At 67.4% G+C, this 26,011-nt stretch carries 21 protein-coding genes and 2 pseudogenes; 10 read left to right on the forward strand and 13 right to left on the reverse strand.

Annotation, left to right across the window (positions count from 1 at the left end; translation table 11 throughout):
- Positions 1–12: 12 nt before the first annotated feature.
- The 8 genes from AC1DX2_RS24835 to AC1DX2_RS24870 all read right to left on the reverse strand — a co-directional run bounded on the left by AC1DX2_RS24835 (position 13) and on the right by AC1DX2_RS24870 (position 7,853).
- Positions 13–1,023, reverse strand: coding sequence for an SIS domain-containing protein (locus AC1DX2_RS24835; protein ID WP_477199123.1), 1,011 nt, complete (start codon positions 1,021–1,023; stop codon positions 13–15).
- On the reverse strand, positions 1,013–2,146 hold the full coding sequence (gene nagA, locus AC1DX2_RS24840) for an N-acetylglucosamine-6-phosphate deacetylase (protein WP_477199124.1): 1,134 nt from the start codon (positions 2,144–2,146) through the stop codon (positions 1,013–1,015). The genes AC1DX2_RS24835 and nagA overlap by 11 nt, the downstream gene beginning before the upstream one ends.
- Positions 2,143–2,871, reverse strand: a complete 729-nt coding sequence (locus AC1DX2_RS24845; RefSeq protein WP_477199125.1) for a GntR family transcriptional regulator — start codon at positions 2,869–2,871, stop codon at positions 2,143–2,145. The genes nagA and AC1DX2_RS24845 overlap by 4 nt, the downstream gene beginning before the upstream one ends.
- Before the next feature lie 11 nt (positions 2,872–2,882).
- A complete protein-coding gene (locus tag AC1DX2_RS24850) occupies positions 2,883–3,803 on the reverse strand; it encodes a glucosamine kinase nucleotide-binding domain-containing protein (RefSeq protein WP_477199126.1) in 921 nt (306 codons plus the stop codon).
- A gap of 131 nt (positions 3,804–3,934) precedes the next feature.
- Entirely contained in the window at positions 3,935–4,936 is a 1,002-nt protein-coding gene (locus AC1DX2_RS24855) for a dipeptide ABC transporter ATP-binding protein (protein WP_477199127.1), read from the reverse strand.
- On the reverse strand, positions 4,933–5,898 hold the full coding sequence (locus tag AC1DX2_RS24860; protein ID WP_477199128.1) for an ABC transporter ATP-binding protein: 966 nt from the start codon (positions 5,896–5,898) through the stop codon (positions 4,933–4,935). Before AC1DX2_RS24860 ends, AC1DX2_RS24855 begins: the two co-directional genes overlap by 4 nt.
- 7 nt (positions 5,899–5,905) lie before the next feature.
- The gene (locus AC1DX2_RS24865) at positions 5,906–6,826 is read right to left on the reverse strand and encodes an ABC transporter permease subunit (protein ID WP_477199129.1); all 921 of its coding nucleotides are present in this window, start codon (positions 6,824–6,826) and stop codon (positions 5,906–5,908) included.
- Between the two features lie 16 nt (positions 6,827–6,842).
- A complete protein-coding gene (locus AC1DX2_RS24870) occupies positions 6,843–7,853 on the reverse strand; it encodes an ABC transporter permease subunit (protein WP_477199130.1) in 1,011 nt (336 codons plus the stop codon).
- A gap of 255 nt (positions 7,854–8,108) precedes the next feature.
- On the opposite strand from AC1DX2_RS24870, the pseudogene AC1DX2_RS24875 reads away from it, so the two are divergent.
- Together AC1DX2_RS24875 and AC1DX2_RS24880 are read left to right on the forward strand one after the other, a co-directional pair.
- Positions 8,109–9,854: pseudogene (locus AC1DX2_RS24875) on the forward strand (tannase/feruloyl esterase family alpha/beta hydrolase); the annotation flags it as partial.
- A 33-nt stretch (positions 9,855–9,887) separates the two neighbouring features.
- Positions 9,888–11,519: pseudogene (locus AC1DX2_RS24880) on the forward strand (carboxylesterase/lipase family protein); the annotation flags it as partial.
- Between the two features lie 75 nt (positions 11,520–11,594).
- Here AC1DX2_RS24880 and AC1DX2_RS24885 read toward each other — a convergent pair.
- Entirely contained in the window at positions 11,595–13,547 is a 1,953-nt protein-coding gene (locus AC1DX2_RS24885; protein ID WP_477199131.1) for a helix-turn-helix domain-containing protein, read from the reverse strand.
- A gap of 242 nt (positions 13,548–13,789) precedes the next feature.
- Between AC1DX2_RS24885 and AC1DX2_RS24890 the strand changes: the two genes are divergently transcribed.
- A complete protein-coding gene (locus tag AC1DX2_RS24890; protein ID WP_477199132.1) occupies positions 13,790–14,581 on the forward strand; it encodes an SDR family oxidoreductase in 792 nt (263 codons plus the stop codon).
- A 4-nt stretch (positions 14,582–14,585) separates the two neighbouring features.
- Positions 14,586–15,527: a 3,5-dioxohexanoate:acetyl-CoA acetone transferase gene (gene kce / locus AC1DX2_RS24895; RefSeq protein ID WP_477199133.1), complete on the forward strand. Its 942-nt coding sequence runs from the start codon at positions 14,586–14,588 to the stop codon at positions 15,525–15,527.
- A 22-nt stretch (positions 15,528–15,549) separates the two neighbouring features.
- Here the strand turns inward: kce and AC1DX2_RS24900 are convergent, their stop codons facing one another.
- Positions 15,550–16,335, reverse strand: coding sequence for a class I SAM-dependent methyltransferase (locus tag AC1DX2_RS24900; RefSeq protein WP_477199134.1), 786 nt, complete (start codon positions 16,333–16,335; stop codon positions 15,550–15,552).
- Between the two features lie 219 nt (positions 16,336–16,554).
- Here AC1DX2_RS24900 and AC1DX2_RS24905 point away from each other — a divergent pair, with 219 nt between their 5' ends.
- Positions 16,555–17,751: a beta propeller repeat protein gene (locus AC1DX2_RS24905; RefSeq protein WP_477199135.1), complete on the forward strand. Its 1,197-nt coding sequence runs from the start codon at positions 16,555–16,557 to the stop codon at positions 17,749–17,751.
- A gap of 37 nt (positions 17,752–17,788) precedes the next feature.
- Here the strand turns inward: AC1DX2_RS24905 and AC1DX2_RS24910 are convergent, their stop codons facing one another.
- From AC1DX2_RS24910 to AC1DX2_RS24920, 3 genes are read right to left on the reverse strand one after another with little or no spacing between them, the layout of a single operon-like run.
- The gene (locus AC1DX2_RS24910) at positions 17,789–18,130 is read right to left on the reverse strand and encodes a 2Fe-2S iron-sulfur cluster-binding protein (protein WP_477199136.1); all 342 of its coding nucleotides are present in this window, start codon (positions 18,128–18,130) and stop codon (positions 17,789–17,791) included.
- Positions 18,127–19,605, reverse strand: coding sequence for a glutamine synthetase family protein (locus AC1DX2_RS24915; RefSeq protein ID WP_477199137.1), 1,479 nt, complete (start codon positions 19,603–19,605; stop codon positions 18,127–18,129). The genes AC1DX2_RS24910 and AC1DX2_RS24915 overlap by 4 nt, the downstream gene beginning before the upstream one ends.
- A complete protein-coding gene (locus tag AC1DX2_RS24920) occupies positions 19,602–20,984 on the reverse strand; it encodes a Rieske 2Fe-2S domain-containing protein (protein WP_477199138.1) in 1,383 nt (460 codons plus the stop codon). Before AC1DX2_RS24920 ends, AC1DX2_RS24915 begins: the two co-directional genes overlap by 4 nt.
- A 54-nt stretch (positions 20,985–21,038) precedes the next feature.
- Here AC1DX2_RS24920 and AC1DX2_RS24925 point away from each other — a divergent pair, with 54 nt between their 5' ends.
- From AC1DX2_RS24925 to AC1DX2_RS24945, 5 genes are read left to right on the forward strand one after another with little or no spacing between them, the layout of a single operon-like run.
- Complete coding sequence (locus AC1DX2_RS24925; RefSeq protein WP_477199139.1) at positions 21,039–21,761, forward strand: GntR family transcriptional regulator; 723 nt, start codon at positions 21,039–21,041, stop codon at positions 21,759–21,761.
- 13 nt (positions 21,762–21,774) lie between these two features.
- Positions 21,775–22,581, forward strand: coding sequence for an ABC transporter ATP-binding protein (locus AC1DX2_RS24930; protein ID WP_477199140.1), 807 nt, complete (start codon positions 21,775–21,777; stop codon positions 22,579–22,581).
- A complete protein-coding gene (locus AC1DX2_RS24935; protein ID WP_477199141.1) occupies positions 22,578–23,360 on the forward strand; it encodes an ABC transporter permease in 783 nt (260 codons plus the stop codon). The genes AC1DX2_RS24930 and AC1DX2_RS24935 overlap by 4 nt, the downstream gene beginning before the upstream one ends.
- 46 nt (positions 23,361–23,406) lie before the next feature.
- Positions 23,407–24,384, forward strand: a complete 978-nt coding sequence (locus tag AC1DX2_RS24940) for an ABC transporter substrate-binding protein (protein WP_477199142.1) — start codon at positions 23,407–23,409, stop codon at positions 24,382–24,384.
- A 7-nt stretch (positions 24,385–24,391) separates the two neighbouring features.
- Entirely contained in the window at positions 24,392–26,008 is a 1,617-nt protein-coding gene (locus tag AC1DX2_RS24945) for an amidohydrolase (RefSeq protein WP_477199143.1), read from the forward strand.
- Positions 26,009–26,011: the final 3 nt, after the last annotated feature.

Raw genomic sequence — 26,011 nt, forward strand, 5'->3', positions numbered from 1 at the left:
TTGTGCCGCCGTTCAGTGGGTGCGCGTCACCTTGGCCAGGTGACGCGGTTCGTCCGGGTTCAGGCCGCGGGCACGGGCCAGCGCTTCCACCATCGGGTAGAAGCTCTGGATCACCGAGATGGGGTCCAGTTCTATGGAATTGGTCTCCACCAGCGGCAGGTCGGCGTCGGCCACGTTGGCCGGCGCGGCCAGCAGCACCTTGGCGCCGCGCTGGCGCATCTCTTCGGCCAGCGTGATCAGGCCCTCCTGTGCCGGGCCGCGCGGGGCGAACACCAGCAGCGGGTAGCCTTCTTCAATCAGGGCCATGGGCCCGTGCTTGACCTCGGCGCCGGAGAAGGCCTCGGCCTGTATGCCGCAGGTCTCCTTGAACTTCAGCGCCGCCTCCATGGCGATGGGCAGGCCGGTGCCGCGGCCGATGACGAACAGCCGGTCGGCGTCCAGCAGCACCTCCACGGCGGCCGACCAGTCGGTGTTCGCGGCGCGCGACAGCGTGCCGGGCAGACCCGACAGCGCCGACTGCAGCACCAGGTCGTCCTGCCAGGCAGCCACCAGACGGGCGCCGGCCACCAACTGGGTGATATAGCTCTTGGTGGCGGCCACGCTGGTCTCGGCGCCGGCATGCAGCGGGAACACCCACTGCGCGGCCTTGGCCAGCGGCGACTCGGGGTCGTTGACGAAGGCGGCGGTGCGCGCGCCACCTTCGGTGAAGAAGCGCGTGGGCGCCACCAGGTCCGGGCTCTGGCCGGACTGCGAGAAGGCCATGGACACCAGGCCGTCGCAGGCGATCTGCGACTGGTACAGCGTGATCAGCGACATCGGCAGCGACGTCACCAGCCGGCCCAGCCGCGCCATGATCAGGTAGGCCATGAAATGCGCGGCGTGGTCCGAGCTGCCGCGCGCCACCGTCAACACCGAGCCGGGCGGCTGCTGGCGCAGCAGCGCGCCGAAGTCATGGTACTGCTGGTCATTGTTGGCCAATTGCGTGGCCACGGCGTTGGGTGCTTCCCTTGCTTCAAGAAGCATGCGCGTATTCAATTGAATTTCCCTCGACAAAAACATCTTTGAGTTGCAGATCGCGGTCCAGCACCACCACGTCGCCCCAGGCGCCGGCCAGCAGGCGGCCACGGTCGGTGGCGCCCACATAGTCGGCGGCATAGGTGGACACACGGCGCGAGGCGTCGCTGAGCGTCAGGCCCAGCGTGTCCACCAGGTTGCGCAGCGCCTGGTCCATGGTCAGCGTGGAGCCGGCCAGCGTGCCGTCGGCCAGGCGCACGCCGCCCAGGCATTTGGTCACGGTGTGGCTGCCCAGCTTGTAGTCGCCATCAGGCATGCCGGCGGCGGCGGTGGAGTCGGTCACGCAGTACAGGTGCGGGATGGCGCGCAGCGCCACCTTGATGGCGCCCGGGTGCACGTGCACCAGGTCCGGAATGATCTCGGCGTAATTGGCATGCGCCAAGGCCACGCCCACGGCACCCGGCTCGCGGTGGTGCAGCGCGCTCATGGCGTTGAACAGGTGGGTGAAGCCCACCGCGCCCTTGGCCAGCGCCTGCAGACCTTCCTCGTAAGTGGCCAGCGTGTGGCCGACCTGGATGCGGTAGCCGGCCTGCACCAGCGAGTCGATCACGTCCATGTTGCCGGGCACTTCCGGCGCCATCGTGATCAGGCGTATCGGTGCCAGCGCGTTGAGCTTGGCCAGTTCACGTGCATGCACGGGACGCGCGAAGTCGGGCTGGGCGCCCAGCTTGCCGTTGTTGATGTACGGGCCTTCCAGATGCACCCCCAGCACGCGGGCACAGCCGCGGTCGCGTTGCTGGGTGCAGGCGCTGGTCAGGCCGGCGAAGGCGGCCTCCAGGTCGCCCATGGGGGCTGTCATGGTGGTGGCCAGCATGGCGGTGGTGCCGTGGCGCGCATGCTGGGCCGACACCGTGTGCACGGCGTCACCGCCTTCCATGATGTCGCGCCCGCCGCCGCCATGCACGTGCAGGTCGATGAAGCCAGGCAACACCAGCGGTGCACCGGAATCACGCGCCAGTGCCTCGGCGATGGGCTCGCCGCGCACGGCATGCACCCGGCCGGCGGCGTCAAATTCGATCTGGCCCCTGACGAAGCCGGCAGGCGTGAGGATGTTGCCGGAAAGCTGTTTCATCCGTCGCGCCTCATTTCCGCCACGAAGTCGTAGTAGTCGCTGCGGCAGTAGGAATGCGTGAGCTCCACCGCCTGGCCCGAGTCCAGGTAGCCAATGCGGGTGATGAACAGCACCGCCTGGCGCTCGGGCACGCCAAGTTGTTCGGCCAGGCGCGGCTGGGCATTGAGCGCACGGATGTGCTGCAAGGCGCGCACCGGCGCGTTGTGGTTGCTGGCCAGGTATTCGTAGAGTGAGCTCTGCACCGCCATCGGGTCGGGCAGGATGGCTTCGGGCAGCACGCTGACCTCGTAGGCCATCACCACGTCGTCGGCCAGACGCAGGCGTTCCAGCCGCGCCACCTTGGCGCCCGGCGACAGGCCCAGGCTGAGTTGTTCGTCGATCATGGCCACTGCCACGGTGCGCTCCAGCCAGCGCGAGGACGGTTTGTAGCCGCGCTGATGCAGTTCCTCCGAGAAGCTGGTCAGGCGCGACAGCGGCTGCTCGATGCGCGGCGCGATGTAGTTGCCCGAGCCACGCCGGCGGATGATCAGGCCCTGGTCCACCAACTGGTCGATGGCCGAGCGCGCGGTCACACGCGACACGTCCAGCACCTCGGCCAGCACGCGCTCGGAGGGCAGCGCCTCATCAGGCTTGTAGCGGCCGTCGCGGATCGCCTGGCCCAGCTTGCGCGCCAGTTGAAGGTATAGCGGCGAGCTGTCGTGCGGATCGGGTTTGAATTCGAACATGGCGCCTTTTTTCATACCTGCGTCCCCAGGCTGTCTCTTGTCATCAGCAGGGCGCCGCCAGCGGCGTCCTGCTGCGCTTCCACACACCGTTGTTGCACGGCAGCCGGCAGGCGGCTGACCAGCATCTTGCCCACGCTGCCACACACGGCCAGCGGCAGTTCGCCCGCCGGGTCCAGCGCGCCGGCCATGATCTCCAGATCGGCGGCGGCCTGATTCAACAACGCTTCTGCGGCCTCGTCACCGGCCGCCGTGTCAAACACCAGCGGCGCCAACTGCGCGTAGGCAAACTGGCCGGCACGACCGCACCAGGCCTGCAAGGCATCGCGGTCCTGCCCGCATTGTTGCCACACCGCGCGCGCCAGCGGGCCTGCAACGGCGCGGCCGTCCATCGCGCACTGGGCCAGGCGCATGGCGCGCATGCCCAACCAGGCACCACTGGATTCGTCGCCGACCGGAAAACCCCAGCCGCTGACACCCACATGGCTGCCGTCGCGGCGCAAGGCCTCGCCCACACTGCCGGTGCCCACCGCGATCATGGCACCGGGCTGGCCACCGTGCGCGCCCAGCAGCATGGCGTAGCCGTCGGTTTCCAGGGTGATGCGGGCAAAACCAGGGTTGCCGGCTAAAAATTCGTCGCGCCAGGTGGGGTTGTGCACGCCCGACAGGCCGGCACCCAGTGCGCACTGGCTCCAGGAGGGAATTGGCACACCACCGGCTTGAAAGGCAGTGCGCAAGGCCTGTTGGATGGCACTCCAGGCCGGCCCTATGCCCTGACCCAGTGCCGAGGGGCCGGCTTCGCCGCGCCCGACCACGGTGCCGTCGCGGCGCTGCGCCAGCGCGCGCGTCCCGGTACCACCGCCGTCAACCCCCAGCAAAAACTCGATCATGAGATCCTCGTCCAGCAGCCGCGCCTTGCGACTCAGATTGGCCATTTATTGGCACGAACGCCATCATACCAATTTAATACCAATAATACCAGTTTTTCAACTGGTATTGATTATGTGGCTTTTTTTGCGAGTTTTCTGGAAAAAGGTGGCCTCATGGGGCACACCAATTCCGGCGATCAGGGTTGGATGTCTTCCGCCCTGTGGCAGGCGACCATGCGCTGGTCCAGCGGCCGCAACAGCGGCACCTCCACCCGGCAACGCTCCACCGCGTGCGGACAGCGCTTGTGGAAGGTGCAACCCGGCGGCGGCTGCAGGGGGCTGGGCAACTCGCCACCGATTTTGATTTTAAACCGGCGATCCTCTTCGCGTATAGCCGGCGTGGCGCTCATCAACGCCTGGGTGTAGGGGTGCAGCGGCCGCGCGAAGATGCGCGCCTTGTCGCCGTATTCAACACCGGCACCCAGGTACATCACCAGCAGTTCGTCGGCCACATGCTCCACCACGCTGAGGTTGTGCGAGATGAACACGTAGGCGGTGCCCAGCTCGTCCTGCAGGTCCATGAACAGGTTCAGGATCTGCGCCTGTATGGACACATCCAGTGCCGACACCGGCTCGTCGGCCACCAGAATGCCGGGGTTCAGGATCATCGCCCGCGCAATGGCAATGCGCTGGCGCTGGCCACCGGAGAACATGTGCGGGTAACGGCGCGCGTGCTCCGGCCGCAGCCCCACCTTGGCCAGCATGGCGGCCACGCGTTCGCCGCGCTCGGTGTGCGACAGCGCGCTGTTGATGTACAGCGGCTCGTCCAGCGCGGCGGCGACGTTCTTGCGCGGGTTCAGCGAGCCATACGGGTTCTGGAACACCATCTGCACCTTGGTGCGCAGGTCGCGCACGGCCGCAGCGTCCGCATGCGCCACATCCACGCCAGCGATCTCCAAGCGGCCGGAGGTGGGTGGCTCCACCATCGTCAGCTGGCGCGCCAGGGTGGACTTGCCGCAGCCCGATTCACCCACCACCGCCAGCGTGCGCTGCCTGTGCAGGTTGAACGATACCCCATTGAGCGCCTTGACCACCGCCTGCCCCTTGAGGAAGCCCCGGCTGACGCGGTAGTGGCGCGTCAACTCCTGTGCCACCAAGAGTGGGGCCCCCGACTCGCCCACTGCGTGTGGCTCGCTCATGTCGGCACTCCTTGCGCATTCAAGGGCGTGATGCAGCGCACACCATCCAGCAGCGCCGGGCGGGCGGTGCGGCAGGCGTCCTGCACGTATTGGCAGCGCGGCGACAGCAGGCAGCCCTGCGGCCGGTCGTATTGGCCGGGCACGATGCCGGGCAGTGCCGACAGCCGGCGCGCGCCCTTGTTGTGCTCGGGAATGGCAGCCAGCAGGGCTTGCGTGTAGGGATGGCGTGGAGCGTCGAACAACTGCTTGACGATGGCCGCCTCTACCACCTGGCCGGCATACATCACGCAGACGCGCCGGGCCATCTCGGCCACCACCGCCAGGTCATGGGTGATCATGACCAGCGCCATGTCGTGCTCGGCCTGCAGGCGCTTGAGCAGGTCCATCACCTGGGCCTGGATGGTCACGTCCAGCGCGGTGGTGGGCTCGTCGGCGATCAGCAGCTTCGGCTTGCAGGCAATCGCCATCGCGATCATCACCCGCTGCGCCATGCCACCCGACAGCTGGTGCGGGTAGGCGGCCAGGCGCGCCTGGGGGTCAGGTATCTCCACCATCTCCAGCAGCGCCAGCGCGCGCGCGTCGAGTGCGGCACCGCGCAGGCCCAGGTGCAGCTTCAATGCTTCCTTCAGCTGGTAGCCCACGGTGTACGACGGGTTCAGGCTGCTCAAGGCATCCTGGAAGATCATCGCGATGTCCTTGCCGACGATGCGGCGGCGCTGGGCCGGCGTCATGTGCAGCAGGTCCTGGCCGTCGAATGTCAGCGCGTCGGCGCTGACGCGGCCGGGGGCGTCCACCAGGCCCATCAGCGCCATCATGGCCACCGACTTGCCGGAGCCCGATTCGCCCACGATGCCCACCAGTTCACCGCGGTCGATCTCAAAATCCAACCCATCCACGGCGGGGAAAGGCAGGGCCGCCGGGCCGAACTCGACCCGCAGGTTCTTGATGGACAGCAGGCTCATGGCAGGCTCACGACAGGCGCTTCAGGCGCGGGTCCAGCGCGTCGCGCAGGCCGTCGCCCATCAGGTTGATGGCCAGCACCGAAATCAGGATCGCCAAGCCCGGCATGGTCACCACCCAGGAGGCCCGGTGGATGTAGTCGCGCGCGGCGCTCAGCATGGTGCCCCACTCGGGCGTGGGCTGCTGCACGCCCAGGCCCAGGAAACCCAGGCCGGCGGTTTCCAGGATGGCCGATGAGAAACCCAGCGTGGCGTTGACGATCAGCGGCGCCATGCAGTTGGGCAGCACGGTGAGGAACATCAGCCGCAAGGTGCCAGCACCGGCCAGTCGGCTGGCGGTGACGTATTCCTTGTTGACCTCGGCCAGCGCAGCAGCGCGGGTCAGGCGCACGTAGCTGGGCAGCGTGCCGATGGCGATGGCCAGCATGGTGTTGACCAGGCCCGGCCCCAGGATGGTGATGACGCAGATGGCCAGCAGCAGCGAGGGCAGGGCCAGCATGACGTCCATCACGCGCATGATCAGCGGGCTCAGGACCTTGCCGTAAAAGGCCGCCAGCAGGCCCAGGCAGACACCGGGGATCAGCGACATCAGCACCGACATGGCGGCGATGAACAGCGAGATGCGCGCGCCGTAGATCAAGCGCGACAGCACGTCGCGCCCGGCCTCGTCGGTGCCCAGCAGGAACTGCGTGCTGCCCTTCGCATGCCAGGCCGGCGGCTGCAGCATATGGCTGCGGAACTGCTCCACCGGGTCGTGCGGTGCCAGCCAGCCGGCAAACAGCGCGCAAAACACCATCAGAACAAACACCGCCAGCGCAACCACCGAGCCGCGTGAGGCCGAAAAGCTGAGCCAGAATTCCTTCAGCGGCGACGGAAAGTCCGCCGGCTTGGCCGTGCCGGGGGCCGGGGAGGCGCTTGCCGTGGTGCTCATGCGCGCGAACCCTTCGTCATTTGCCACCCCGCATGCGCGGGTTGACCACGCCGTACAGCAGGTCCACCAACAGGTTGACGCCGACGAAGATGCAGGCCGAAACCAGGATGCCCGCCTGCACCACCGGGTAGTCACGGCGCGCGATCGAGTCGATCAGCCACTTGCCGATGCCGGGCCAGGAAAAAATCGTCTCGGTCAGCACCGCGCCGGCCAGCAGGCTGCCCACCTGCAGGCCGATGACGGTGATGACCGGGATCAGCGCGTTGCGCAGCGCATGCACCACCACCACCCGCAGCGGCGCCAGGCCCTTGGCGCGCGCGGTGCGAATGTAGTCCTCGCGCAGCACCTCCAGCATGCTGGAGCGCGTCATGCGCGCGATCACCGCCAGCGGCACTGTGCCCAGCACGATCACCGGCAATATCAAATGCAGCACGGTGGATTTGAACGCCCCTTCCTCGCCCGACAGCAGGCTGTCGATCAGCAGCAGGCCGGTGCGCGGCGCGATGTCGTATTCCACGTTGATGCGGCCGGAGATCGGCGTCCACCCCAGGTCAACCGAGAAGAACATGATCATGATCAGGCCCCACCAGAAAATGGGCATGGAGTAGCCGGTCATGGCCACCCCCATCACGCCATGGTCCACCGGCGAGCCGCGCTTCAGCCCGGCGATGATGCCCACCGGCAGGCCCAGCAGCAGCGCGAACAGCAGCGCCGCCAGCGTCAGCTCCACGGTGGCGGGAAACAGCGCCATGAACTCGCTGGCCACCGGCTCACGCGTCACCAGCGACGTGCCCAGGTCGCCATGCGCCAGGCCGGTGACGTAATTCAGGTATTGCTGGTACAGCGGCAGGTCCAGCCCCAGACGGTGCGCCAGCGCGGCGTGCGTCTCGGCGTCCAGCGAGCGTTCGCCCACCATCACCTCGATGGGGTCGCCCGGCACCAGACGTATCAGCATGAAAGCCACCAGCGTGATGCCGATGAAGGTCGGTACCACGGTGGCCAGCTTTCTCAGCACGAACGCAAACATGCACACATCCTAAGCGCAGGCGCCCTCGGGTTCTTCTCGCCGCTGCATTATTGATTCGGGATCGGCCATTACAACAGGTTATCGCACCGCGTCGTGGACTTCGATCACACCGTTACGGCACCGCCAATGTGTCGTCACCACATTGAGATGCGCCGTCCAGCAACGAATACTGCGAAAGCCGGGCAAGCACCCGGCCGCCCGTCCTGCCGCACGCCCGTGCGCAGCCGGCAGCGACATAACGACCTAGGAGACACCATGACAGAGTTGAGAACAGCATGTTCGCTGGCGTCCGCCATTCTCGTGGCGACGGTCCTCACGGCCTGTGGCGGCGGCAGTGGCGGCGGCGGCGACACCCCGACCACGCCCACCACACCAACCACGCCCACCACGCCGGCTGCACCCCAACCGTTGGCTTGTGCTGCGTTGGCCGGCATGACCATTCCAGCGGCATCGATAGGCCTGCCCAGTTCGGGGGGGGTGGTCACCACCGCAGCGGTGGTGGCGGCCAGCGGCACCGGCGCGCGCGCGCTGCCGGAATACTGCCTGGTCAACGGCAGCATCGCGCCGGTGGACAAGGCGGCGCCCAACATCCTGTTCCGCCTGACCCTGCCCACCACGGCCTGGAACTCCAAGGTGGTGATGTTTGGCGGCGGCGGCTTTGACGGCAGCATCCCCAGCGTCGTCGGCAACGTGCCGCTGGGCCCGACCGACCAGTTGTTCCCGCTGGGCCGCGGCTACGCCACCTTCGCCAGCGACTCGGGCCACCAGGCCGGTGCGCTGGGCTCGCAAGACGGCAGCTTCGGCCTGAACGACGAAGCCACACGCAACTTCAGTGGCGACGCGCTGAAGAAGACGCGCGACGCCTCCATTTTCCTGATCAAGGCGCGCTACGCGGTGGACAAGGTGCAAAAGGCCTACTTCATCGGTGGCTCCACCGGTGGGCGCGAAGCCATCGAGTCCATCACCCGCTGGCCGGAGGATTGGGACGGCGCCATCGCCTGGTACCCGGCCTGGAACCAGACCGCAGCGGTGCTGGGCGGCCACCGCATGAACCGCGCGCTGGCCAAGCCGGGCGCCTACCCCAACACGCCCAAGCGCCTGTTGCTGCTGAACGCCGCCATGGCGGCCTGCGATGGCCTGGACGGCGTGGTGGACGGCCTGATCAGCAACCAGCTGCGCTGCAACGCGGTGTTCGACCCCTCCACCGCCTACTACAACGGCGCGCCGCTGCGCTGCCCGGGCGGCGGTGAAGGTGGCGACACCTGCCTGTCGGACGCACAGATCACGGCGCTGAAGGTCATCAACTCCGACACCCGCTTCAACTACACGCTGGCCAGCGGCGAAACCGGCTACCCGGGCTACAACGTCTGGGGCGCCGACCTGGGCATCACCAGCAACCCGTCACCGTTGCAACCCACCATCACCTTCCTGGCGCTGGGCACCTCGCAGCCCGTGCTGCCCATGCCCACCAGCGCGCCCTACATCAGCGTGATGGCAGACCAGTGGGCCAAGTTCATGGTCACCCGCGACCCGGGTTACGACTCGCTGTCGCTGGACCCGGAAAACCCCGGCCCGTGGGAAGTGCGCATCAGCCAGCTCAGCACCCAATTGGACCAGAAGGTGGACCTGAACGCTTTCGCCGCCAAGGGCGGCAAGCTGATCATGGCGCACGGCACGGTGGACGTGCTGGTCAGCACCCGCGCCACGCAGCAGTACTACCAACGACTGCAGGCCAGGATGAGCCCGACCGAAGTGGACAAGTTCGTCCGCTACTACGAAATCCCCGGCCTGGGGCACGCGGCCAGTTCCATCTTCAACCCCGCCTGGGATTCACTGACCACGCTGGAAAACTGGGTGGAAAAAGGCACCGCGCCTGCCAACCAGGTGGCAGCGGATACGGCCGGCGTGCCCGGCCGCACCCGGCCGCTGTGCGACTTCCCGAAATGGCCGCAGTACAACGGCACCGGTGACGTGAACAGCGCCGCCTCGTTCACCTGCGCCACTTACGACACGCCGCCGCCCACGCAGCGCCAGACCGCCTATGGCTCGGTGATAGGCACCGACCACTCGGCCACCAACGGCACCTACGCCTGGAAGGGCGTGCCCTTTGCCAAGGCGCCGGTGGGTGCGTTGCGCTGGCGCGCGCCGGCCGACCCGGACCCGTGGACCACGCCGAAGGCCACGCAGCAGTTCGGCAACGCCTGCGTGCAGGGCAGCCGCCTGTACGGCCCCGGCCTGAACAACAGGTACGACACCACCATCGGCACGTCGTTGGGCACCACGGTGGGCTCTGAGGACTGCCTGTACCTGAACATCTGGCGCCCGGTGGGTGCGGCCACCAACCTGCCGGTGGTCGTCTGGGTGCACGGTGGCAGCAACATCAGCGGCTACACCGGTGACCCGATGTACGACGGCGCCAACCTGGCCCGCACCGCCAACGCGGTGGTGGTCAGCGTCAATTACCGGCTGGGCATGTTCGGCTTCTTCAACCTGCCGCAGCTCAAGACCGGCAACGCGCTGGACGACTCGGGCAACTTCGCCATGCTGGACATCATCAAGGCGCTGAACTTCGTCAACAAGAACATCGCCAACTTCGGCGGCAACCCCGGCAGCGTGACGCTGATGGGCCAGTCGGCCGGCGCGGTGAACGTCTATGCAGTGATGACCTCGCCGCTGGTGGTCAACGCCAACCCGTCGCTGGTGCACCGGCTGCTGCCCATCAGCGGTGGCATCTCGTTGGCCAACCAGGTGCCGGCCGGCTCCATCGCCACACTGGCGCCGGCCTCGGCTTACCAGGGCCAGGGCCTGGCGCTCGCAGCCTTCCTGGCGGTGGGCGATGGGTTGACCAGTGCCGCCAACGCCAACGCCTATGTGGCCGCGCAGAGCAATGAGACTGTGGCCGCCTACATGCGAAGCAAGAGCGCCGACACCATCCTGACCACGGTGCTCAAATCCCTGGCGCCGCTGGGTGCTTCGGGCTCCGGGCCGATACCCGATGGCACGGTGATCCCCACCGACCCCATCGCCACCATCATGGCCGGCAAGGCGCTGAAGGTGCCGATGCTGGTGGGCAACACGCGCGACGAAGGCAAGCTGTTCCCGACGCTGATCCCGCTGGTGGCCACCGGACTGCCCAGCGCCCGGCTGCTGAACGACGCCACGGTGTTCTCCATCGCCTACAACAACGACCCCAACGCGCCGTCCACCTCGACGCTGGAGCAATGGATACCGGCCGCCTACCTGCCGGTGAACGCGCCCACCACCGGTTTCACCGCCCGGGCAGAGCAGCTGAACCGCATCTTCTTCCTCAACAGCCGCGACAGCGTGCTGGCGGCGCTGAAGACGCAGCAGAACAACATCTGGTACTACCGGTTTGACTGGGACCAGCTGCCCGCGCCCTACAACGACATCTACGGCGCCGCGCACGCGTTCGACCTGCCGTTCTTCTTCGGCAACTTCGGGCCGTCGCTGTTCGCCAACATCTCGTACTCCAATGCCAACCAGCCGGGGCGGCTGGCGCTGTCGGACGCGATGATGCGCACCATCGGCGCCTTCGCCCGCACGGGTGACCCGAACAACTCGGCGCTGGGGCTGACCTGGCCCACCTGGCCCTCCACGCTGCTGTTCAACGCCTCGCAGACAGCCAAGCAGATTTCGGTGCAGTGAGTTAAATCAAGGGCGCGCCGGCTCACCCGCGGCGCGGCCTGTTGCACTGGCCCCGGCAGTTGCCGGGGCTTTTTTTTAGCGCTGCACCGGCGCGCTCAGGCTCCACAACCGCAGCGCGATGTGCAGCTCCAGCGCGCGCGTGGCGCTGCCCCAGTAGCCCAGCAGTTCCTCCACGCTGGCCAGCCGCTGCCGCACCGTGTTGACGTGGATGTTCAGCCGCTGGCTGGTGGTCTTGGCATTCTGATTGCAGTCGAAATAGCTCAGCAGCGTGACGGTCAGCTCCGAGCCGCGTTTGTGGTCGTGCAGGATCAGCGGGCCTATGGTGGCGTCCAGAAAACCCTTCAGGCTGCTCTGATCGTGCGTCTCGAACAAGGTGGAATACAGCGCCATGTCGTTCTGCCCGACGATGTGCCCGCCCACGCCGATGCGGCCCAGGATGGGCAGCGCGCGCCTGAGCGTGGCGTACAGGGCCGGCACTTCCGCCGGGCCGGCCACCGGGCGCGACAGCACGCCGCGAAAGGCGCCGCCAAACTCGGCCCTGGCCTGGGCACAGAGGGCATCGCGCAGGTCGTCGGCCCGGGTGGCTGCGCACAGGACCGCCAGCAGGCCATCGATCTCGTCGAACAGCACATTGGGCACGGTGGCACCCAGCCCCAGGCGGCGCGCCGCATAGCCTGGCTTCACGTCGCCCATCTCCAGCAGCAGCAGGGACACCGGCTTGGCCAGGTCCAGGCCCAGCCGCTCGGCCCGGTTGGCCAGCAAAGCGGCCTCGTCCTGGCGGGCCGAGACGATGGAGCGCAGCAGCGTGGAGCCACTGCGGCTGCGGGCCGCCTCCATGCGCTCCTGCGACAGCAGCACGATGCCGATGACGCTGGCGCTGCGCTCGAAGGTGCGTATCGACAGCTCATCCAGATCCTGCCCTCGAAACAGCAGGATGGAGCCCAGCACGTCGTCGCCGCCGATCACGGCCACCAGCCGGCACAGCTCGCCATCGGCCTCATAGGCCAGCACCGAGCGGCCCACCTGGCGGCTTTGGCGCAGCGCCTGCGCCAGCTGCGCGCTGTGCTGGTGGCCAAACGGTGAATAGGCCTGCGCGCCGGGACCGGCATAGCCAGTGGCACAACCCCGGCTCAGCACCTGGGCGGCCTCGTCCAGCACCAGCACGCTGCCGCCCAGCAGCTCGGCAATGGTCTGGCACAGCGCGGACAGCGAGGCGCCGCGCGCCAGTTGCGAGGTCATCTGCTCATGCGCCTCGGCGGCGGCCTGCACATTGCGCGCGTGGCGCTCCAGCTCGGTGCGCGCCACCTCCACCTTGTGCAGCGCCGCGCGTGCCTGCTCGAAAGCACGCGCATTTTTGATCGCCACGGCGCCGTGGATGGCCAGCGTGCACAGGACAGAGACGTTCAGCGCGGTGTGCGCCCGGTGGTAGCGGTCGGCGACGAACAGCAGGCCGATGACCTCGTTGTCCCAGATCAGCGGCGCACCCACCAGTGCGGCGATGCCCTCGTCGCGGAAGGTGGCGTCCAGCTTGGCGTCGTGCGGGAAGCGCTTGTCGTGCAGGTAGTCCGGGGTGGTGAATGGCAGCCGGGTGGACATCACGATGCTGGCCACACCCAGATCGCGCCGCGCCACCATGCCTGCCGGGCCCTTGGACAGGGCGCCGTCGGCCACCATCACATGGAACTCGTCCTTGTCGCTGTCGTAGGTGGACAGCCAGGCCACCTGTGAGCCCAGCAGGTGGCGGGCACGCGACACGATGGCCTGCAGCAGCCCGGTCAGGTCCAGCCGGCCCGACAGATCCTGCGCCGATTCGATCACGGCCAGCATCCCGCGCTCGCGCTGCTGCTGCAGCTCCAGCCGGTTGCGCACCCCCATCGCCATGCGCACCAGCTCCACTTGCGCGGACTTGCCCGGTGTGTCATCGGCCAACTGGTCCAGCTGCGCCAGGCGGCTGGCGAACTCGTCGGCATGGGCTCCCAGGTGCAGCAAGCTGATCAACTCGGAGGCGACGTCTTTGGCGTCATCCAACAGAACAGCCTTCTTCACACTGATGCTCCTCATCGCTGATTGGAAATTGGGACGGCCGAGCGCGATCATCGTGCAATACAGGCAGCCGGCTTTGGCCGAAATGTCCGATCACATAGGATGGCGCCGCCCGGTGTGGGCCCACGACATTGGATTTTGCACCCGCAGCGGCGAGACTGCCTGCAGCAGGCCGGTTGGGTCTGCGCCACGGCCCGTCAGGGAGCAGCCGCGTCACACACCTCCGCATGAACATACTGGAATCACTACGTCCGCCGCAGGGTCTGCGGGTGCTCGTCACCGCCGGCGCCGGCGGCATAGGCGCCACCGTGGCCCGGGCCTTTCACGAAGCGGGCGCCCGGGTGCATGTGTGCGACATCGACCGCACCGCGCTGGACCGCATGAACACCGACACGCCGGGCATCACCTCCAGCACGGCCGATGCCTCGGTGGCCGACGACGTGGACCGCGTGTTTGACGATGTGCACGGCACCCTGGGCGGGCTGGACGTGCTGGTCAACAACGCCGGCATCGCCGGCCCCACCGGGCCGATAGAAAGCATAGACGCCAGCGGCTGGGAGCGCACCATCGCCGTCAACCTGAACAGCCAGTACTACTTCGCCCGCCGCGCCGTGCCGCTGCTGAAGGCCTCGGGCGCCAACCCCTGCCTGATCGCCATGAGCTCGGTGGCGGGCCGCCTGGGCTATGGCTCGCGCACGCCGTATGCGTCCACCAAGTGGGCCATCATCGGCCTGATGAAGTCGCTGGCCATCGAGCTAGGCCCGCAGGGCGTGCGCGTCAACGCCATCCTGCCGGGCACGGTGGAGGGCGAGCGCATGAACGCGGTGATCGCCGCGCGCGCCATTGCCATGGGCGTGAGCGCGCAGGCCATGCGCGAGGAATACATGCGCAAGATCTCGCTGCGCCGCATGGTCACGGCTGAGGATGTGGCGGCGATGGCGCTGTTCCTCAGCTCGCCGGCGGCGCGCAACCTGACCGGCCAGGCCATCAGCGTGGACGGCAACATCGAGTACCTGTGACACCATGGCCACCGAACGCGACAAAGTCATCATCTCCTGCGCCGTCACCGGCTCGGTGCACACGCCCAGCATGTCCCCCTACCTGGCGTTGACGCCGGGCCAGATCGCCGAGCAGGCGATCGAGGCAGCCCAAGCGGGCGCGGCCATCCTGCACCTGCACGCGCGCGACCCGCAGGACGGCCGGCCCAGTGCCGACCCCAAGGTGTTCGACCAGTTCGTGCCGCAAATCGCCGCGGCCACCGACGCCGTCATCAACATCACCACCGGCGGCAGCACCCGCATGACGCTGGCCGAACGCCTCGCCTACCCGCTGCAGGCGCAGCCGGAAATGTGCTCGCTGAACATGGGCTCGATGAACTTTTCCATCCACCCGGCGGCGCGCAAGATCACACATTGGCAGCACGACTGGGAGAAGCCACACGTGGAGGGCATGGAGGACGTGATCTTCCGCAACACCTTTCGCGACATCAAGCACATCCTGAAGGTGTTGGGCGAGGACTGCGGCACGCGTTTCGAGTTTGAATGCTACGACGTCGGGCACCTGTACAACCTGGCGCATTTTGTCGACGAAGGTCTGGTCAGCGGCCCGCTGTTCATCCAGAGCATCTACGGCATCCTGGGCGGCCTGGGTCCGGACCCGGAGAACCTGGTGGTGATGCGCACCACCGCCGACCGGCTGTTCGGCCGCAACAACTACCGCTTTTCCATCCTCGGCGCCGGCCGCCACCAGATGCCGCTGTTGACCATGGGCGCGGTGATGGGCGGCAACGTGCGCGTGGGGCTGGAAGACAGCCTCTACCTGGGCCGGGGGCAGCTGGCCAAGTCCTGCGCCGAGCAGGTGCAAAAGATTCGCCGCATCCTGGAAGAGTTGTCGCTGGAGATTGCCACGCCCAACGAGGCGCGCGCGATGCTGGGGCTGAAGGGCAAAGACCGGGTGGCGTTCTAGCGCGCCCGCCCCACGTCACCCTTCAAGGCTTGGTGCCGCTGACCGCGTTGGCGCGCGCGCTCAGTGTCAGCGGCCCGCCATCGTCCCGCACCCGGGCACGCACGTTGGCTTGCAGCGTGGCCAGTTCGTCGGCCGGCATGGTTTCGAACATGCTGCGCAACGTGTTGCTGGATGCGGCGCTGTTCCAGTAGTCGTCAAAACTGTCGAAACGGCGCTGCACGGTGAATTGCGTGCTCCGCACCTGTTGCAGCCCCGCCCCTTTCCACAGGGCCTCGGAAGCCTCCAGCGTGGAAGCTTGCACGCTGGGCGGCAGGCGTGGTGGAATGCCCAGCTTCATGGCCTCGGCGCCGATGTCGGCCAGCGGGAAGCCGCCGGCCAGGATGTCCCAGTGGTAGGCCGCCACCACACCACCGGAGCGCACCGCGCGGCACATCTCGGCCACGCCCACCGCGGGCTCGGGCACGAAGAACAACACCAGCGCCATCACGGCGGCGTCAGCGCTGGCATCACCCACCGCCGGCTTCATGGCATCGCCCTCGGCCCAGGTCACCGGCGCGCCGGCAGGCAGACGGGTGCGCGCATAGGCCAGCTGGCCGGGTGAGGGGTCGAAAGCCTGCACGTGTGCAGGCGCACAGCGCTCGACGATCTGCACGGTGAAGGCACCGTTGCCGCAGCCCACGTCCAGCCAGCGCGCGCCCGCGGGCACGGCGATCCAGTCCAGGAAGCGCTCGCCCACCAGCGCGCTCCAGCGTCCCATCATGTTTTCATAGGCGGCGCCATCGTCAAAGCGAATGGGTTGGTCTGTCATGCGATCACTTCCTGCAATGAATGCGTCGCGATGATAGCGCGCAAGCCGTACGCCGTACGTCATCGCAGGCACTGATGACGGCGATCGCCCACGCGTGTGATGGCAATCACGCACACCTGCAGGTGAGTTGCCGCGCAAGCGCCAAGCCGTTCCTAGAATGCGACCGCCGTGCACGGCATCTTCACTTTCACTCTTGTTTGTCATCTCGCTCTATTCACCATGTTTCGACCATTTCATTTCTTCGCCGCAGCGTGCGCGCTGCTGGCACTGTGCTTAAGCGCCTGCGGCGGCGGCAACGACAGCCCCACCACCACCACCCATGCCGACCTGCTGATGAGCTCCGAGCGCGGCATGGAGGGCATCACCATTGACAGCAAGGCGGCCTACATCCCGCTGTACACCGCCAAGGCGCTGGGCTCGGGCGTGCTGCGCGCCACCGGCACCTTGGGTGCCGGCACGTCCTGGCAGCCGGTCAACCTGGGCGGCTGCGCCCTGGGTGCGTATGGCGACAGCGGTTTCGCGCGCGCGGCGCGCCTGCGGTCCGCGCTGGGCGCGCTGTACCTGATGCAGTCCACCGGCTTCAACAGCGCCACCAACCCCGAGCATTCCCAGTGCGTGTTGGACGAGGCGACGCTGACCTTCAAGGTACAGGACCAGGGCCTGCATTCCTGCTACGGCACGTATTGCGACGTCATGTGGGCCGACGATTTGAAGGCGGTGGGCACGCGGTTGTATTCCAACGCCGGCGCCGACCTGAACCTGCTGGCGTCCGATGACAAGGGCGTCACCTGGCGCGCACTGCTGGGCCGGATGGAGGCGGGCATCTGCACCCACCAGGCCTTCCACGTGATGGGCAACAAGGTGCTGGTCGGCGGCGAGTGCCCGCTGGATGCTGCCTTCATCCGCGCCTACACGCTGAGCGCTGACGGCAAGGCCGTCACCCCCGCCACCACACCGTTGACCTTGCCCGAGCTGGACAACCGCAACGTGCAGTTCATCACCTCGGTGGCCAATGGCAACAACCCGCAGCGCGTGTTCATCGGTGTGGAAGGCGGCCTGCTGCGCAGCGACGATGGCGGCCAGGCTTTCAAGTTCGTCATCAAGAAGGTACAGGCCGACAACAGCTACCCCTACATCACCGCCTTCCTGTCGCCCGCCAACCAGCCCAACCGCGTCGTGGTGGCTGGCTTCGACAAGGCCACCGGCAAGCCCTACCTGGCCTGGTCCGACAACGCGGGTGACAGCTGGACCGACATCTCGTCGCTGCTACCGGGCTACCAGCGCGCGGCGAACAGCGAAGCGACGTCGCAGGTAACCGGGCTGGCCGAAGATGCGCAAGGGCGTATTTTGCTGACCGTCAATGAAGATCTGGGCAGCAAGGGGCGATTGATGCTGCTGACGCTGGGCACCCGCTGAGCGCGACTGAAATCGGAACATCTGTCGGCGGCCGCTTCTAGTGTTGGCTTGCGGGCAACTCTATGGTGAGGCCATCGAGCGCATCGGTCAACCCGATCTGGCACGACAGGCGGCTGTTGGCCCGGCGCGGCGCAGCGGTGAATTCCAGCATCGCCATCTCGTCTGGGGCGGGTGCGGGCAGCAAGCCGGCGTACGGCTCGCGCACGTACACGTGGCAGGTGCCACACGTCAGCAGGCCGCCGCAGTCGGCTTCGATGCCCGCCACGTTGGCGTCGACTGCGGCCTGCATGAGGCTCTGGCCCGTCTGACCTATGAACTGACCTGCGACGATCTCCCGGGCATCGGATATCGCTATGATTTTGATAGTGATTGACGTCATATGCGGGAAAAATACTCACGGCGCTGGAATTCGTCCTTGTCGTCGGCTTGCTCGTGGCGCAGCAGCTCCGACCGCTTGATGCGCGTGAAGTAGTTGATGAATGCCTCCCCAAAAGCGGCGTTGAGCGCGGCGTCGCTCTGCAGTGCTTCCAGCGCCTCACCCAGGCTGGTGGGCAGGCGGGCATCGCTGGAGGCATAGGGCGCGTCGGTGGCCGGCGCGGCCTTGAGCCGGCGCTCGATGCCGTCCAGCCCGGCGTGGATCTGCGAAGCCAGGTAGAGGTAGGGATTGGCCGCGGGTTCGCCGATGCGGTTTTCGATACGCGTGGCGGGGTCGCCGCATTCGCCGATCACCCGCAGCATGGCGCCGCGGTTGTCGCGGCCCCACAGCACCGACTGCGGCGCCAGCGCGTTGGGCCGGAAGCGTCCGAAGCCGTTGATGGTGGGCGTGCAGAACACGGTCATCGCGCGTGCATGCGCCAGCAGTCCGGCCAGGTAATGCTCGCCCGTGGCGGAGAGCGTGTGCTGCGCGTCGGCGGGCGTGCTCTGCGCGGCCGGCGACTCACGCTGCAACACGTTGCGGCCGTTGTCCTTGTCCACCAGCGACTGGTGCAGATGCCAGCCGCTGGACATGATGCTGGGAAAGGGCGGGCGGCACATGAACGTGGCGTGGTAGCCTGCGCGGCGCAAGGCCTGCTTCACGCCGTTGCGGAACAGCACCATGTTGTCGGCGGCCGTCATGGCGTCGGTCACGTCGAACACCGCTTCCACCTGGCTGGGGCCGAATTCGATCTCCAGCGACAGCAGCGGCAGGCCCAGCGCCTGCGCCGTGTGCTGCACGATGCGCATCGGTTCCTCGGCCATGTCGAACCAGCCTTCGGTCAGGAGGTTGTAGCCGGGGTGGACCAGGCTCACGGCGGGCGGTGGTCCCGGCCAGTCGGCCTGCATGGGATCGAGCTGCGCGGCGCTGTCCCTGATCCTGTAGATGTGGAACTCGACTTCCAGGCCGCATTGCATCGCGAAGCCGGCCTGCTTCAGCCGTGCCAGCGCGCGCTCGAGCACGCGGCGTGTGTCCAGCTCCACCGGCGTGCCATCCTGGAACCACGGCTGGGCGCGCACCCAGCCGGTCTTGTCCGTCCAGGGCAATTGCTTGAAGCTGGCGGGGTCGGCCAGCAGCAACAGGTTGTTGGCGAAGCCAAAGCCGCGCAGATCCGCCGTGCCTCCGGGCTCGAACACCTTGAACGCGGTGCGGTCCGAGGTGTCCTTGAGCATCAGGGTGCTGACCATGCCGACGCCGCCACGCATCGCCTCGGCTGCGGCGGACGCGACCAGCGTCTTGCCGCGCGTCACGCCGTGCACATCGCACCACGCGAAGCGCACCAGCTCCAGCCCGGCCGCGTCGATCAGGCCTGCCGTCTGCTGCAGCGCCCGCTCGCGCGCGGCATCGTGGATGCCGCAACGCTGGGCAAAGCTGTTCATGCGGTCACCGGCTCTGACGGTGACTTTTCGATCCAGGGCGCGCCGTCGCGCTTGGCCTTCACGCGCTCGCGCCACCAGGTGGGCCAGGCACCGGCTGGCGCAATGCCGTCCACCGTGTCGGGACCGCGCATCGCCGTCGCCTGCGCCGCATCTGCGGCGCCCGGCGCCGTGCCGCCAGCCTGCACCGCTTCGATCGCCTTGAGCAGCGTCCGGCGGTTGGCCATGATGACTTTGTCGCTGGTGCCCAGGTGCTCGCGCGTGCGGTCCTGGATCGCGCCCATACTCTCCACCGCCCACTGGTCGTGCACGTTGATGTCGTCCTCGCCCATGCCCAGATAGGTCTGGGTGCGCTGCTCGCTGGCGTTGAAACCCCAGTTGTTGTGGCGGCCCGACTTAGGTGTGTAATCCGGCAGGCTGATGTACTGCAGCCGCTGGTTGCGCATGGCCTCTTTGTCAACCGGGCCGGCGAAACTGGTGAAGACCGAGTACCAGTAGGTGTGCGTGTCGTCGACCGGCACGTGCATCTGCGTGATGGTCAGCGTCTCCGACAGGGGGATCACAAACGTGTGGGGAAAGATAGCCTGCGTGACGCGCACATGCGTCAGCTCCGGCGTCATCTGCCGCACAGCCGTCAGCTGCAGGCCCCAGGGTTGCGCCTCGTGACTGATGTCGGGCTGGTGAAACTCCCGCATGATCCGCGTCATCGGCCAGCGTTCGCCATCGACTTCACCGGCACTGGCGCTGCGGAACTGTTTGCCCGCCGCGTTGTCGCCGACCTGTTCCAGCGCCTCATCGTTGAGGAAGCGGTGCAGGAAGGACGGGTGCGCCGGGTCGATGCCCACCTCGAAGCACTGCAGCCAATTGGCGTTCCACAGTCCCTTGAACGCGAAGGTGTGCGTGCCAGGCGCGGCGAAGCAGTCGAATTCGGGAAAGGGCGGCGCCTTGCCCGGCTCGCCGAACCAGCCGAAGAGGATGCCGCTGCGCTCCAGCACCGGGTAGCTGCGCTGCTGCACGCGCTCGCACAGCTTGCTGCCGGTGGGCTCGGCTGGCGTTTCCAGACACCGGCCGGTGACGTCGAATTTCCACCCGTGGAATGGGCAGCGCAGGCCGTCGCCCTCGGCGCGGCCGAACGACAGGTCAGCTCCGCGGTGTGGGCAATCGCGGTCCAGCAGGCCCCAGGCGCCGGCCGCATCCCTGAACAGCACCAGGTCTTGGCCCATGACCCGCAGCGCCTTGACCGGACGCTGTGCCATGCGCGTGTCCAGCGCCGGGTTGAACTCGTCCACCAGGGCGACCGGCTGCCAGTAGCTGCGCAGCAAGGCGCCGCAGGCCGTGCCCGGACCGGTGCGTGTGAGCAATTCGTTTTGTTCGGCTCTCATGCTTGGCTCCTTAAAACGGTATCCCGAAATTAAAAATCAGTGTACATTAGTCTGATGAACTTGCAAGAGACAGTATTGATGCAGCTGCGCGACCTGATCCTGCGTGGCGAGTTCGCGCCCGGGCACAAGCTCGCCGAGCAGCAGCTGGCCGAGCGGCTGGGGGCGTCGCGCACGCCCGTGCGTGCCGCGCTCGTCACGCTCGAGCAGGAAGGTCTGGTCGAGGCCAATGAAACCGGAAAGTACCTGGTGCGCCAGTTCACGCCGCTGGAAGTGGCCGACGCGATCGCCGTGCGCGGCCACCTCGAAGGCATGGCCGCGCGGCTGGTGGCTGAGCACGGCCTGCCGCGCCAGCTGCAGCTGGAGTTGCAGGACTGCCTTGACGAAGGCGACCGGCTGCTGCTGGACAATCCACTGGGCTACGAGAGCTATGCCGCCTACGCGGTGATGAACGACCGCTTCCACGCCCTGGTGCTGGCCGGCAGCGGCAACAGGGCACTGCAGCGCGCCGTGGCGCTCAACAACAAGCTCCCGTTCGCCCCGGCGTCCGCCATGTTGCCGATGCAAGGCAGCGTGGCACTGGACCGCGACTGGATGCTGTACGCGCACCGTCAGCACCACATGCTGTTCGACGCGCTCAAACGCGGCGAAGGTGCGCGCGCGCAAGCGCTCGCGGTGGAGCACACCGAGGTCGCGCAGGTGAACATGCGCCTCGCGCTGGAGCGGCGCACCGAAGCCGAACAGTTGCTGCCGGCGATCCGTCTGGTGGTGGGCCGCTAAAGCGCCACCTGCAATGGCCATGCGCGACGAACAGAGCATGAACAGCCCCGCTTGCCTGTCCCTGTCCGGGGTCGGCAAAACCTTCGGCGTCGGCGCAGCCCAGACCGAGGCCCTGGGAGATATCGAGCTGGCAGTCCGCGAAGGCGAGTTCCTCGCCATCGTCGGGCCCTCCGGTTGCGGCAAGTCCACGCTGCTGCAGATCGCGGCCGGGCTGATGCAGGCAACCCGGGGCGTGGTGCAGCTCCATGGCCAAGCCGTCACCGCACCGCCGCCTGGCATCGTCTACCTGTTCCAGCAATACGGAAAGTCGCTGTTTCCCTGGCGCACCGTGATCGACAACGTGGCGTTCGCGGTCGAACATCGCCCCGGCATGAGCCGCGCCAAGGCGCGCGCCAGCAGCCGCCACTACCTCGACATGGTGGGGCTGGGCGATTTCGCCGGGCACTACCCCGCGCAGTTGTCGGGCGGCATGCAGCAGCGGGTGACCATCGCGCGTGCCCTCGCTGCGCAGCCACGGGTGCTGTTGATGGACGAGCCCTTCAGTTCCGTCGATGCGCTCACGCGGCTGGAACTGCACGCCATCGTGCAGGACCTCTGGCAAAAGCACGGCTTCACCGCGGTGCTCGTCACGCACGATGCCGACGAAGCCATCTTCCTCGCCGACCGCATCGCGGTTCTCTCGGCCCGGCCCGCGCGCGTGGTCCGCGTGCTGGAGACCGGATTGCCGCGGCCGCGCGACCGCCTTGAGACGCCGCAGACGCCGCGCTACCTGGAGCTGCGGCACGAGTTGCTCGCGATGCTTCTGGGGAAAGCGCCATGAGCGCGGCGATGCCACCCCGCAAACGGCTGCAATCCTGGCTGGGACCGGGCGTCCTGCTGGTGCTCGTGCTGCTGCTGGAGCTTGCCACGCGCACCAGCTGGATCGACCCCGTGCTGGTTCCGCCGCCAACCGCCGTGGCGCAACGCCTGTTCGCGGTGGTGACAGCCGGCAGCATCTTCGAACCACTGGGCCGCACGATGTACCTGCTGGTGCTCGCCTACACCATGGGCTGCATGCTGGCGATCGTCCTGGGTGTGCTGATGGGCCGGTTTCGCCCGGTGCATGGGCTGCTGGAACCGCTGGTCGAAGTCCTTCGCCCGCTGCCCAAGCCCGCCCTGCTGCCCCCGCTGATGCTGTTCCTGGGCCTTGGCGACACCATGAAGATCACCGCCGTCGCGCTGGGCGTGTTCTTCCCGGTGTTGATCAACACCATCCAGGGCGTGCGCGGCGTCGATCCCGTGATGGTGGACACGGCGCGCACCTTCCAGCACTCGCGCGCGGCGCTGCTGTGGAAGGTGGTGCTGCCGTCAGCCATGCCCCTGGTCCTGTCCGGGATGCGCATCGCCCTGGGCATCGCGCTGGTGCTCGTGGTGATCGCCGAGATGATGGCCGGCACCGGTGGCATCGGCTACCTGATCATCGACCTCCAGCGCTCATTCCGCATTGTCGACATGTACGCGTGGGTCGTGATCCTCGCGGTGCTGGGCTACGCGCTGAACGAAGTTTTTGTGCGCATCGAGCGGCGTGTCATCCACTGGTCCGGCACGCGCGCCGGCTGAAACGGTCCGAATTTCCCTTGTACCCACCCCACCAGGAGAAGACGTGATGAACAACCTCCCTCTGCGCCGGCGAACAGCCGCCGCCGCCATTGCAGCAACCGCCCTCGGCTTGGCCACACCGCTGGTTCGCGCCCAGACGACCAAGGTGCGGGTCAGCATCATCCCGATCATCGACATTGCCCCGCTGCAGGTCGCGGTCGCCAAGGGCTATTTCGCCGCCGAGGGCATCGAAGTGGACACGACCCCGACTCAGGGGGGCGCCGCCGGCATTCCCGCGCTTGCCGCAGGGCAGGTGCAGATTGTCTTCAGCAACGTGGTGTCGATCATCCAGGCCGCAAAACAGGGATTGGGTGTCGAGATCATCGCGCCGGGCAGCACCACAGGTGACGCGCCGCCAGACCAAGCCGCGCTGATTGCAAAAAAGGGCACGAACTACAAAACAGGCAAGGACCTGGAAGGCAAGCGGATCGCGGTGAACACGCGCAACAACATCATCTGGCTCTATGCGCGCGCCTGGGTTCGCGCAACGGGCGGCAACCCGGATGCCGTGACCTACCTCGAAGTGCCGTTCCCGCAGATGGTGGACGCGGTGCGCGGAGACCGCGTTGATGCGGCATTCGCCGTCGAACCCTTCGTGTCGGGGGCCGTCGCCGCCGACATGCAGGTGATCGCCTACCCCTACACCACGGTGCAAAAGCACATGCCCGTGGCGCAGTACGTGGCGAGCAAGGCTTACATCCAGCAGAATCCGCAGCTGATAGAACGCTGGGTACGCGCCTACCACAAGGGCGTCGATTGGATGAACCAGAACCTCAAGTCCGAGGAGCTTCACAAGATCATCTCCGGCTACACGCGCATGCCCACGGAAGTGATCGCCAAGCTTCCGTCCGCGCCATCCGAGAAGGTGATAGACCCCGCCGCCCTGGAGCCAGTGGTGGACCAGATGCGGCGCAACGGCCTGCTGGAGGGACCGTTCGACCCGAAATCCATCCTCCACCGCACGGCCACCCAGGCCTCGCGCTGAGGTGCCCATGGCGACGCAGGAACAGGTGCTGGTGACCGGGAACATCGTGACGATGGATCCGGCCCGGCCGCACGCGCAGGCCCTGGCGGCCCAGGGTGGCCGTATCGTGGCCGTCGGCACACTGGACGAAGCCCGCGCTGCGCTGGGCCCGACACCGCGAGAGGTGCACTACGGCGAAGGCACAGTGGTGCCCGGCCTGATCGACACCCACAACCACATGCAGTGGACCGCCATCCAGACGCGGTTGGTGGACCTGGCACCGGCCCGTTCGATTGCCGACGTGCAGGACGCGATCCGGGCCTATGCCCAGCGCAACCCGGACAGGCCCTGGATCACCAGCGGCAGCGGCTGGCATGTCGCGAGCCTGCGCGAGGGTCGCTACCCCACGCGACAGGAGCTGGATGCGGCGTGTGCGGACCGACCCGTCTACCTGCCCCGTGTAGGGCATGTGGGGGTGGCCAACACGCTGGCCCTGCGGATGGCCGGTATCGGCGCCGAAACGCCCGATCCTCCCGGGGGGCGCTTCGAGCGCGACGCCGATGGCCATCCCACCGGCTTGCTGCTCGAGCCGCCGGCGTTCGAGCAGGTGGCGCGTCTCGTTCCACCGAGTTCCGTGCAGGAGCAGGCCGATGCACTGCGCGGAATGCAGCGCGAGTACCATGCCGCAGGCCTGACCGGCATCATGGATCCGGGCGTCACGCCGGAGATGATGCGCCTGTACCAGATGCTGTGGCAGCGTGGCGATCTGACGATGCGCTGCGTGATGATGCCCCTGTCGGATTCCAGCTTGCCGTTGCAGCAGAACCTGGACCGCATCGCGCATGCGGGCTTAAGCGCGGGGTTCGGCGATGCGCGTTTGAAGCTGGGCGGGGTGAAGCTGTTTCTGGACGGCGGCGCGTCACTGGGCACTGCACTGATGCGCGAGCCCTATCCCGACGAGCGATGCAACTGCGGCATCCAGGTCACGCCCACGGAGTCGTTCCGGCAGATCGCGTGGGCGTGCGCCCGCGCCGGCTCATCGCTCGGCGTGCACGTGGTGGGCGGCAAGGCCATCGACATCGCGCTGGAGGTTTTCGCCGAGATCGACAAGGAAATCCCGCTGCGCCCGCTGCGTTTCAGCCTGATCCACGCCTATCTGTGGCCGGAGGAACGCAACATTCGCGAAGCGGCGCGGATGGGGATCACGGTGGCGACGCAGTGTTCGATGCAGTACACATTCGGGCCGCTGCTGGTGAAACGCTTCGGCACCTCGCTGATGGCGATCGCCACGCCCGTGCGCAGCTGGCTCGATGCGGGCGTCGTGGTGGGCGGTGGCTCCGACTCCCCCGTCACGCCCTACCAGCCGCTGCTTGGGCTGTGGCAGGCGCGCACGCGCCACATCGCGGGGACGGACGAGCCCGTGGGCCGCCTGCAGGCCGTGAGCGGTGAGGAAGCCCTGGCGCTTTACACGCGCGATGCGGCCTACGTGAGCTTCAGCGAACACGAGCGCGGCATGCTGCGGCCCGGCCTGCTGGCTGACTGGACGGTGCTGTCGGTCGACCCCGTCAGGTGCGATCCCGAGGCCTTGCGCAGCGCGCGTGTGCTGGCGACCGCAGTCGACGGGCGCTTGGTGTACGAGGCCTGACGC

The organism is Hylemonella sp. P2_B10 (assembly GCF_056404875.1).